We start from the raw sequence: 8,986 nt of genomic DNA, 5'->3' as shown, positions 1-8,986 counted from the left end.
CCTGTTTTTTTGCCTAGTCCGATAGTTTTGTCTGTACATATTACCATGAATAACTATATATGACCATATTTGTATTGAAACTTTACAATACTTTCAGTCGGTTAAAACTGACTGCGGCCAGATGACCTTAATTTATTTTAATCATGCCAGAATCTCTTCCATTAGTTGTTGAGGTATTGTTGAGCCTCGTTAATGTCTTTCACTTTTTTAAAATGTGAATAAGTTGTTCTTGATCTTTTCGGGGAAGTTGTTCGGTTGCTTCTAGTATTTCTGCAAAAGTGGCTTGAGTCATGGTTTTAGTTGGTTATAGTGGTCTTTGGAGCCAATTGTAGCAGTAACGGTAGAATATGTTAGCATAGCTTAACGGATATAACAAACAAATTTATTGTAATTTAAAGCAAAAAGACGCATTAAGTAAGGCATACTAGGAGAGCGGCGGGCGCAATGCTAGAAAGTCTATTAGAAGACATCTAGACAGTCATTGTCGGTAATTGCATTTAAATTTATACTCAAGCATTAAACAAACTGTGGAGAAGATATTTTAATCATAAATATCTTCTCCACAGTAATACAAGTTATTGAATTCCCATTCCTACACGAGATGTTTTATAGAAGTTTATTTTGTAGGGTTACTGGGATCATATTCTTTTCTGGCATTGACTAAATAAATGGAATCACTTTTTGGTGAATAAACAAAAGGTGAATTTTTAGCAGGCAGCTGTAAATTTGGGGGTAGCAAGTTGAAAACATCTGTAAAATCTACAGTAACTTTCTGTGTTTTACCATTAACAATTACTCCTTGAGCATTAGGTTTACAGTTGAGTTTTATAATTTGATCTCTGGCTTCGTTTTGTACAGCAGCATTAGCGGTGACATAAACCAGGTATCCTTCGTCGGAAAGAGCCTGAGCTTTTGTATTTGCATCATCTTTCTGATTGAAGAATACAATCTGTGTTTCCTGAACTTCCACTGGACAAGTGTTTAATTTAGGCTTTCCTGCGACCACAGCATAAAGTTTAGAAGTTTCAGCAACTCCATTAGTTGTGGTAATAGGACCGGTGAAGGAAATACGGGTATTAGTACCCGGAACAGTGGGCTGGGTTGTACTAAAGTCTAAGTCGGCACTCTGAAATGATCCATCACCTAGTTTATCTATATCGGGAGCATTATTAAGCGGAATAGAGATGTTGTAGTTAAGCTTCTCTAATATATCAACTTTCTTCTGTTGAGAAGCCGCATCTGGATAAAAGCTCGTTAAACCTAAATCGAGTTTATCTGTAAAAACAGGTTGAGCAAAAGCAGCATTACCAACGGTAAGGACTAAGATTGCCAAAACGGAAACAATCATCCCCGTTAAAAATGCAAACTTTTTCTTGTTCTGATTTTCGGAGTTCAGATTCAATATCATCGAATTTACCCTCAATAATTTATGGTACTTAGTAATACACAGTAAGAAAAACTTCACAATGTATAACTTCCAATCCAGTATATTTTTCTCCTGCTCCTCAACACAACCGAAGTTTAGGAACTTAAGGAAAAAGTCAGTAAAATTCCACCAATCCCTTACCCCGCCTAGCTTACAGCCACTATACTCTCTCAGAAAAATCCTTAACTTGGGAAAAATCCCCAACTTTACCAACTTAAGCTCAACCTTTGTCAAAATATCCTGACAATCTCACCCCACTCCGACCCCTAAATTTTTGCTTTATACCCACCACAAAAACCGAGATGGGAATATCCCACTTTTGTCATCTGGACAGGCTAGAGAGCTTACCCCACAGTAAACAATGAGTAGCGCATCTTACCTGAGCAAACTTGGGACGATCCCACAGCGACAAACCGATAATGAAAAAGAGTCAAGCCTTAACAACCCTGAAATTAACCTTAAAACCCGAACACCAAAAGCTGATCGAAGCCAAACTAAACACAGGGCGTTATGCCAATCCAATGGAGGTATTACCGGTTTTCCTAGCGATCGCTTGTAGGGGTGTGGAAAGGCGATCGCTTGTAGGGGTGTGGAAAATAATGATAGAATGCACAAAGTGTAGATTTCAATGTGAAAGCGATTTATACAGAAAGCTTAGGAGTTAATTTATGCGAACAATTACCTTGCAAATTGACGATAGCATTAGTGAAAAATTTCTATGGTTACTTGATCGCTTCTCTAGAGACGAAATTAAAATTCTGGAACAATCAGATTATGTCAGTGATGACGAATATCTAAGGGGAATCGAAGGAATGATTCAAACTATTCAGGCAGCCCGTGATGAATCTATTGAACAGAGCTTAAGCTTAGATGAGTTAGATTGGTAATGTATAAAATAATCTTTATGACCCAATCTCAAAAAGATGCAAAAAAGATTGCTTCTAGTGGACTGAAGCCCAAGGTTCTTGAACTTATCAAAATAATTGAAGAAGACCCGTTTCAATACCCACCGGATTATGAGTTATTAAAAGGGGATATGAAAGGGTTAATTAGTCGTCGTATCAATAAACAGCATCGGCTAGTTTATGAAGTCTTTGAATCGGAGAAATTGATCAAAATTTATCGGATGTGGAGTCATTATGACTAGATCATTTTGATGCTGGAGAGCGATCTATTTTTAGGAGATAGAACGGAATGATCGCTTTTTGGGAAATATGGAAAGTGCGCTCTTTTTTTGGGAGATGTGGGAGTGCGATTATTTAGCTCCACAGCACTGGGCATCGTTGGGAAAATTATGGGAAACGGCATCTAGCCAGTTTTTTTCGTTCAGTTCATCCTCCGACATCAAAAGAATGACGCGCACAAACCGATCTTTTTCTTGGGGAATAGGATGATCAAGTTGAATTTGCCCTTGGGTATTGAGGATACCAGTGGTTTCAATCGCACGCATAGCAAAGCCTAAAGGGAGTGATTCGATTCTAATACCATTTTTCAAAAGTAATGGCAGAGATGGTTAATTGCCCTCACCCCCAACCCCTCTCCCTTTCTGGGAGAGGGGAGTAAGATACCTGCTACGAATAAAGAAAAATGGTATAACATTAAAGCAACCTTGAAAAGCGGTGATGGGCAAATACAGCGATCGCTATTCTCAGGCTCACTCTATTAGACTTCATCTTTTTATTGGTTATTGGTGCGCTTCCATATAGGCTCTGAGCAACTGATAACTGTTAACTGTTAACTGATTGGGGGAGATCGCACACAACACGAAAACCGAGATCGTTGTTGCAAATTTCGGCAACACTTCTGCCTCGATACGCTGAGGTAGAGGCCAAAGGATCGCGGTACCAAGAACCGCCACGCCGTATTATTGATGACTTATTAGTTATATTGTTATCTGCCCATGCAATGCTGCCATTTTCTTTAATATTCTCTGGTTTGTTAACATAATTTTCATGCTGTTGATCAGCACACCATTCCCAAACATTGCCGTGCATATCATAGATTTCCCAGGGATTAGGTCGCTTTTCCCCAACAGGATGGGTCGTATTATTTGAATTACCATCAAACCAGGCATAATCTCCTAGTTGATTTTCCTCCTCGCCAAAACTAAATCGGGTTTCTGTACCAGCGCGACAGGCATATTCCCATTCTGCTTCTGTAGGCAAACGGTAGGTTTTTGCGGTTAACTGGCTCAATTTTTTACAAAAAGCTTGAGCATTAAACCAACTAATAGATTCTACCGGGTTCTGGGGATTTCCTGAAAACCCGGAAGGATTATTTCCCATCACTGCTTGATATTGTGCTTGGGTGACGGGATATTTGCCTATCTGAAATGCTGGAACATTTACTTCATGTATCGGTTCGTCATTCTCACGCTCATTAGAACCCATGTTAAATCTACCGGCGGGTATATACACCATTTCTAGGTTAAAGTCTGGAGGTAATGAGGTAATATTTTGGGAAATTTGTTGTGGTTGAATAGGCTCATTTGCTGGCCGAATTACCCTGGGTGATACTTGTAATAATTTATCAACATTTAACGCCGCAAAGCTAAATTTAGAGTTAGCTGCCGATTCTTCATGACCGTAAGCCATTAAAGCTTTAAGCTTAGTATGACTACCCCAATAGCGAATCGACTCTTCATATTCTTGGGTTTTTTCTTCATCTAGTGCAAATTTTTCTAGTTTTGCTAAAATTTGCTTATCATTTTCCAAATCTGACAATAACAATGGCCATTTTAAACTAATGGCAGTAAATTTGCCTAACTGTTCAAAAGTTAGAGAAGGATATAACAAATTATTATCCTCGTCTCGCTCCTCAAAAAATAAACCAGTTTCATTAGCGATATAAACCTTGAGACGAAAGACATTGATAAAGTGTTTAATCCGTCGCGGATTGTAATCCAATGCGGGAGCTACCATCATAATGACATTCCGCACTGTTGGGGAATCTTTATCAAAATTTTTGACTTGAATCGCTTCTAATCGCTTAATTACGGCTGCTTGTGCTTTCTCTTTTTCGGTTTGTTCGGATTCTATTAAAGGATTATCTAGAGACGAGTTGTTTAAATCACTTGTCTGATTACTTGTTGCGGAAGGGAGATGCTTTTGCGAATTATTTCTCCAGGGTAAAGCTAACTTAAACTTACCCCAGAATGACTGAAAAAATGTAAAATGAGGTTTAGCTGGCTGTAAATTGGGAGGAGTTGAAGTAGCAAGCTGAATCAAAAAACGCTCAAAATCTGACTGGGATGGTTGGGGAACTAAAAAGGGAAGCTGGACAAACTTTTCAATAAAGGTATAACCATAAGCTAACCCTTTATTAGCACTACGTCTCGCTAAAATATCAGGATCAATTTCTGTGGTTTCCGACGGTAAATACTTGAGAATGTTTTCGTATTTGACAGCTAAACTAGCGGCTACTTTTTCTCTGTCCATTCCTAAAATAAACACCACTGAAGGATCATCAGCAATCATCAAGTTAATCGCTTGCATCAAGTCCGCTGATTTTGGATGTTCACAGCGATCTAAATCGTCAATAAATACATATACCCGATCATTGCCAATATAAGCATCAACAATTTTAGCAAAATCTTCATGAAATTCTTCTACAAATGCCGATTGTTTTTTATAATCTGGGGCTTCTATGTATTTAATTAGGTTGTTTTTGGGGTTTTGGAGTAATCTTTGAAAATTTCTCAATAAACTCTTAATACCAGCAAAAATTCCTGCTCCTGATAAAGTTAAACCTCCGGCGGTAAATAACAGTTTAAAAACTGAATTAATTTTGCTCCAAAAAACATCTTGAGAGGTTGTTGCTCTGATTAATTCGTTAATTCCTTCAACTCCATAAATGATTAAAATAAAGGGAATGGCAATTGAGGCACAAATCACAAAAATTATTACTAGTAAAGCTTTAATTAATTCAAATAAGCCTTTTTCTAAGTTAAAACGCAATAATTGTAATTTAAAATGGCGTAGGATAACTCGAAGTAAATCTCGCCAATTTTTGGGCGTAGAAATCTGCTTAATAAAAGACAGCGCAAAAGCCGCCCATACCGACTCCGCTTTATCGTGTCGCCAAGCATTAAACCAAACTGTCCGACCTCCTTTTTTTCGTAAATATTCCTCTAACATTTTCATAAAAGAAGACTTGCCACTACCCCACTCTCCCTCAACCGATAAAGTTAGGGGTGGTTGTGTCTGCTCATGCAACAAAAATTCAGCGATCGCTATTACATAAGGCTCAAATCCGAGAGCATCATTATTAGTAGCTTGATCGCTGACGCTAGTATTGCGGATAGATTCAGGAGAATCGAACATGGTAGTTATTTTTAGGTGACAGAGAACGGAGAAGAAAATAGATTACCTTATCAATCCGAGAAACGCGATATATAACCTCCTGTGCAACAAAAAAAGCAACGAAGAAAAGACATTTTCATAATATTATCTAAACCCTATAGGTTCTGTCAAGTAGGGGATAGAGGATTTAACTTAGTGTCTATAGAGTTATTGGGGTTGAGTTTTACTAGGAATCAGAATTAATGACCAGTAGGTGACAGCCTCTGGATCGATTTCGGTAATCGGAATAATTTGCTGATTGGGTAAGGTTGCTCGTTCGATGTAGAGGGCGCGTTCTAATAATCCTAATTCCTGGAGAATATTGCGAACTTTAGTGAAATGTCTGCCTAATTTAATAATCGCCGCTGCATCGATAAATGCTAGGCGATCCCGCAATATTTCCGCCTCTAAAGTAGCCGGCATGATACTAAATACGTCATTTCGATAAGTGATAGGTACACCCAGCATTGCTGCACTTGCCATCACTGAAGAAATGCCCGGCACGACTTCAATTGAAAAGCGATCGCACAAGCGATTAAAGATATACATAAATGTGCCATACAACATCGGATCGCCCACACATAGCACCGCCACATCTCGACCTAAGTTTAAATGTTCGGCGATGTTTTCGGCAGCAATATCATAATGAGGTTGAGAACTGCGCTCGACACTAAAAGGCAAAGGCATGGGAATTTCTATCTGCTCGGGACGGATAAAATCCGACACAATTGCCCGTGCCAAAACTTTGCCACTTTCTAAGGTAGGATAAGCAATTACCGGAACAGTTGTGAGAATGCGGTGTGCTTTTAGCGTCAACAATTCGGGATCACCAGGCCCGATTCCTAATCCATAAAGTTTGCCTAATTCATTCATAATTCGTTCTCTTTTGCTAAAGCATTGACTGCTGCTGCTGCGATTGCGCTGCCTCCCCTACGTCCGTGCAGGGTAATAAATGGCACACCACGACTATTAGTTGCTAATTCTAATTTCGACTCTGCCGCTCCCACAAATCCCACGGGAAAGCCTAAAATCAAAGCTGGTTTATCTACATTTTGATCGAGCAATTCTAGTAGGCGAAAAAGTGCGGTTGGTGCATTACCAATGGCTACCACCGCTCCAGCTAAATGAGGTCGCCAAAGTTCTAAAGCGGCAGCGGAGCGGGTATTATTAATTTTCCCTGCTAACTCGGTCACTTCTGGATGATTGAGGGTACAAATAATCGGATTATTTTTAGGTAAACGCGCTTTGGTAATGCCATTAGCGACCATTTGAGAATCACAGAGAATTGCTGCACCCCCAGCGAGGGCATTTCGTCCGATTTTAACTGCGTCCGGTGATGCTTCTAAATCTTCTGTTATGTCTGTCATCCCGCAGGAATGAATTAGACGAACCGCCACATGAGCTAAATCATCGGGGAGATTTTTCCAGTTAGTTTCAGCCCGAATAATAGCAAAAGATTTGCGGTAAATTTCCTCACCATTCTTAATGTATTCCATTCTATTCATCTAAATTTTTCGATTTTTGGGAGCTTAAAATTTGGGCTATGAGCGGGGGAATCTTGGCAAATTCTCCCTCAAATATGGGTGTTTCTAAGAATTTTTGACTATCACCCACATAGACTTGATAAGCTTCCAGTATTTGGCCATTTTCCTCGATATTAGTTCCTAAAAGGGTAATTTCAGCCGGTCCCGGTTGAGCGCAGGATTTAGCACAACCTGTCAAATGAATATTAACAGGAGAATTACAGGTTAAGTGTTCCTGCAAATAATCTGCCAGGAGAGAAGCATGGATTTGAGTTGCAGTGGCTGCTGCTGCACAACCGGGTTTACCGCTACAGGCAACTATTCCCCCATCCCATCCGGGAGAAGCGGATAATCCTAAGGATGCCAGTTTTGGCAACAATTCTGAGACTTTTTCATCGGGAATATCGGGTAATATAACAGTCTGCCAAGGGGTTAATCGTAACTGACCACTGCCAAAAGTTTCTGATAGTGCCGCTAATCCCCATAGTTGATTAGCCGTCAATTGTCCTAATCCTAATGATAGACCAATATAAGATAATCCAGGTTGCTTTTGAGGATGAATTCCCAGATGAAAATAGGGTTGAGTAGAATGGGCAGCTTGCCAGTATTTTTGCTGGTGTATTATGCCGGTAGAAGTCCGATGTAATTGGGAGTTAACTTGTTCGAGATATTTTGCTAATCCCCAATCTTTTAGCAGGTGTTTCATCCGAGGTTTTTTCCCCTTGATATTAGGGTTTTGTTGAACATAATCGACATAAACCTTTACCAGTGCTTTGACCACAGCTAAACAGTTTTCTGGCTCAATTAATAAGTCCGTGTCATATAATTGTTTATCTCCTGCGAGTGCTAATCGAAAGCAAACAAGAGAAGTTAAATTTGTCGGATTATTGACGGCAATTGCCGATAGCTGAATCTCGTTATAGCGGTGTTGCCAGGCCATAGTTGAACCAGTGCCAATTCCCACTGCACCACCGCCATCGATCCCGATACTAAATTTAGGACTTAGTTCGGCAATTGATGGATAATTTTGGATAAAATTATCTAATTCTTGGACTAATGGACGAGTATCGATCGATTCTTGGCAGTCAATTCCGGCAGTGGGACTAGACATGATGTTACGCAGATGATCGATACTGGGATTATGGGCAGCTAACCCTAATTTTTGCAGGGTTTGAAATTCTTCTAAACTGGGGGATTTTTGCAGTCCGCGAATTTGCAGATTTGCCCGATTGGTAACTTGTATTGTCGTCTGCCATTCTTCGAGCCAAGTGGCGATCGCTTTTCCCTGTGGAGAATTGAGCCATCCACCGGGGGTGCGGAGACGAATTAAAAACCCATCCTGGGCAGCAGTTCCATAAAATAAACCGGGACAAGCATTTGCTTCAACTAACCAATTCACCGTTGTTTGTTCTCCATGCGACGCAGAGAAGTAGTTAGAAAATTAGTTGTCTATACTACCGATCAAAAGCTTGTAATTGGTATTCTGACTCGCAAGGAAAAAGGGAAGATGTACTCTTTTTACTTTTTACTTGATTACAGTTGCGGCACAGTACCAGAATTGCACTGGACTTTCCCAAAGACAAGTTTAAGGATTATACCACGTTTTCGGTTGAAACTCAGTATCGTTAAGAATCGCTACATTTTCACCCCTTTGTGCCAAGACAAATAAACCTTGACGATAAGCATATTTATCCGCT

Annotated in this window: 8 protein-coding genes, 1 pseudogene and 1 riboswitch; of the genes and pseudogenes, 2 read left to right on the top strand and 7 right to left on the bottom strand. The window is 39.8% G+C overall.

The window, feature by feature from the left end:
• Positions 1-616: 616 nt before the first annotated feature.
• Positions 617-1,408, bottom strand: coding sequence for a hypothetical protein (locus BGL89_RS02205; protein ID WP_286824202.1), 792 nt, complete (start codon positions 1,406-1,408; stop codon positions 617-619).
• Positions 1,409-2,094: 686 nt separating this feature from the next.
• On the opposite strand from BGL89_RS02205, the gene BGL89_RS02200 reads away from it, so the two are divergent.
• Together BGL89_RS02200 and BGL89_RS02195 are read left to right on the top strand one after the other, a co-directional pair.
• Positions 2,095-2,313, top strand: coding sequence for a hypothetical protein (locus BGL89_RS02200; protein WP_286824201.1), 219 nt, complete (start codon positions 2,095-2,097; stop codon positions 2,311-2,313).
• A gap of 17 nt (positions 2,314-2,330) precedes the next feature.
• Positions 2,331-2,573: a Txe/YoeB family addiction module toxin gene (locus BGL89_RS02195; protein ID WP_286824200.1), complete on the top strand. Its 243-nt coding sequence runs from the start codon at positions 2,331-2,333 to the stop codon at positions 2,571-2,573.
• Between the two features lie 108 nt (positions 2,574-2,681).
• Here the strand turns inward: BGL89_RS02195 and BGL89_RS02190 are convergent, their stop codons facing one another.
• From BGL89_RS02190 to BGL89_RS02165, 6 genes and pseudogenes are all read right to left on the bottom strand, one after another.
• Positions 2,682-2,876 carry a hypothetical protein gene (locus BGL89_RS02190; RefSeq protein WP_286824199.1) on the bottom strand — a complete coding sequence of 65 codons (195 nt, stop codon included), beginning with the start codon at positions 2,874-2,876 and terminating at the stop codon, positions 2,682-2,684.
• Between the two features lie 277 nt (positions 2,877-3,153).
• Positions 3,154-5,748 carry an SUMF1/EgtB/PvdO family nonheme iron enzyme gene (locus BGL89_RS02185; protein WP_286824198.1) on the bottom strand — a complete coding sequence of 865 codons (2,595 nt, stop codon included), beginning with the start codon at positions 5,746-5,748 and terminating at the stop codon, positions 3,154-3,156.
• 186 nt (positions 5,749-5,934) lie between these two features.
• A complete protein-coding gene (cobI, locus tag BGL89_RS02180; protein WP_286824197.1) occupies positions 5,935-6,639 on the bottom strand; it encodes a precorrin-2 C(20)-methyltransferase in 705 nt (234 codons plus the stop codon).
• The gene (locus BGL89_RS02175) at positions 6,636-7,262 is read right to left on the bottom strand and encodes a precorrin-8X methylmutase (RefSeq protein WP_286824203.1); all 627 of its coding nucleotides are present in this window, start codon (positions 7,260-7,262) and stop codon (positions 6,636-6,638) included. The genes cobI and BGL89_RS02175 overlap by 4 nt, the downstream gene beginning before the upstream one ends.
• A 1-nt stretch (position 7,263) precedes the next feature.
• Positions 7,264-8,688: a precorrin-3B synthase gene (cobG, locus tag BGL89_RS02170; RefSeq protein ID WP_286824196.1), complete on the bottom strand. Its 1,425-nt coding sequence runs from the start codon at positions 8,686-8,688 to the stop codon at positions 7,264-7,266.
• A 57-nt stretch (positions 8,689-8,745) separates the two neighbouring features.
• A riboswitch (cobalamin riboswitch) is annotated at positions 8,746-8,904 on the bottom strand.
• A pseudogene (locus BGL89_RS02165) lies at positions 8,875-8,986 on the bottom strand (DUF3782 domain-containing protein); the annotation flags it as partial. (Overlaps the previous riboswitch by 30 nt.)

Source organism: Microcystis sp. LSC13-02 (genome assembly GCA_002282935.1).
Classification (GTDB): domain Bacteria; phylum Cyanobacteriota; class Cyanobacteriia; order Cyanobacteriales; family Microcystaceae; genus Microcystis.
This window is presented reverse-complemented; position numbering and strand designations above follow the sequence as displayed.

Excerpts from the sequence above, each read along its gene's own strand:
- BGL89_RS02205 (WP_286824202.1), bottom strand. The coding sequence starts at position 1,408 with ATGATATTGAATCTGAACTCCGAAAATCAGAACAAGAAAAAGTTTGCA.
- BGL89_RS02200 (WP_286824201.1), top strand. The coding sequence starts at position 2,095 with ATGCGAACAATTACCTTGCAAATTGACGATAGCATTAGTGAAAAATTT.
- BGL89_RS02195 (WP_286824200.1), top strand. The coding sequence starts at position 2,331 with ATGACCCAATCTCAAAAAGATGCAAAAAAGATTGCTTCTAGTGGACTG.
- BGL89_RS02185 (WP_286824198.1), bottom strand. The coding sequence starts at position 5,748 with ATGTTCGATTCTCCTGAATCTATCCGCAATACTAGCGTCAGCGATCAA.
- BGL89_RS02190 (WP_286824199.1), bottom strand. The coding sequence starts at position 2,876 with ATGCGTGCGATTGAAACCACTGGTATCCTCAATACCCAAGGGCAAATT.
- BGL89_RS02175 (WP_286824203.1), bottom strand. The coding sequence starts at position 7,262 with ATGGAATACATTAAGAATGGTGAGGAAATTTACCGCAAATCTTTTGCT.
- cobI (WP_286824197.1), bottom strand. The coding sequence starts at position 6,639 with ATGAATGAATTAGGCAAACTTTATGGATTAGGAATCGGGCCTGGTGAT.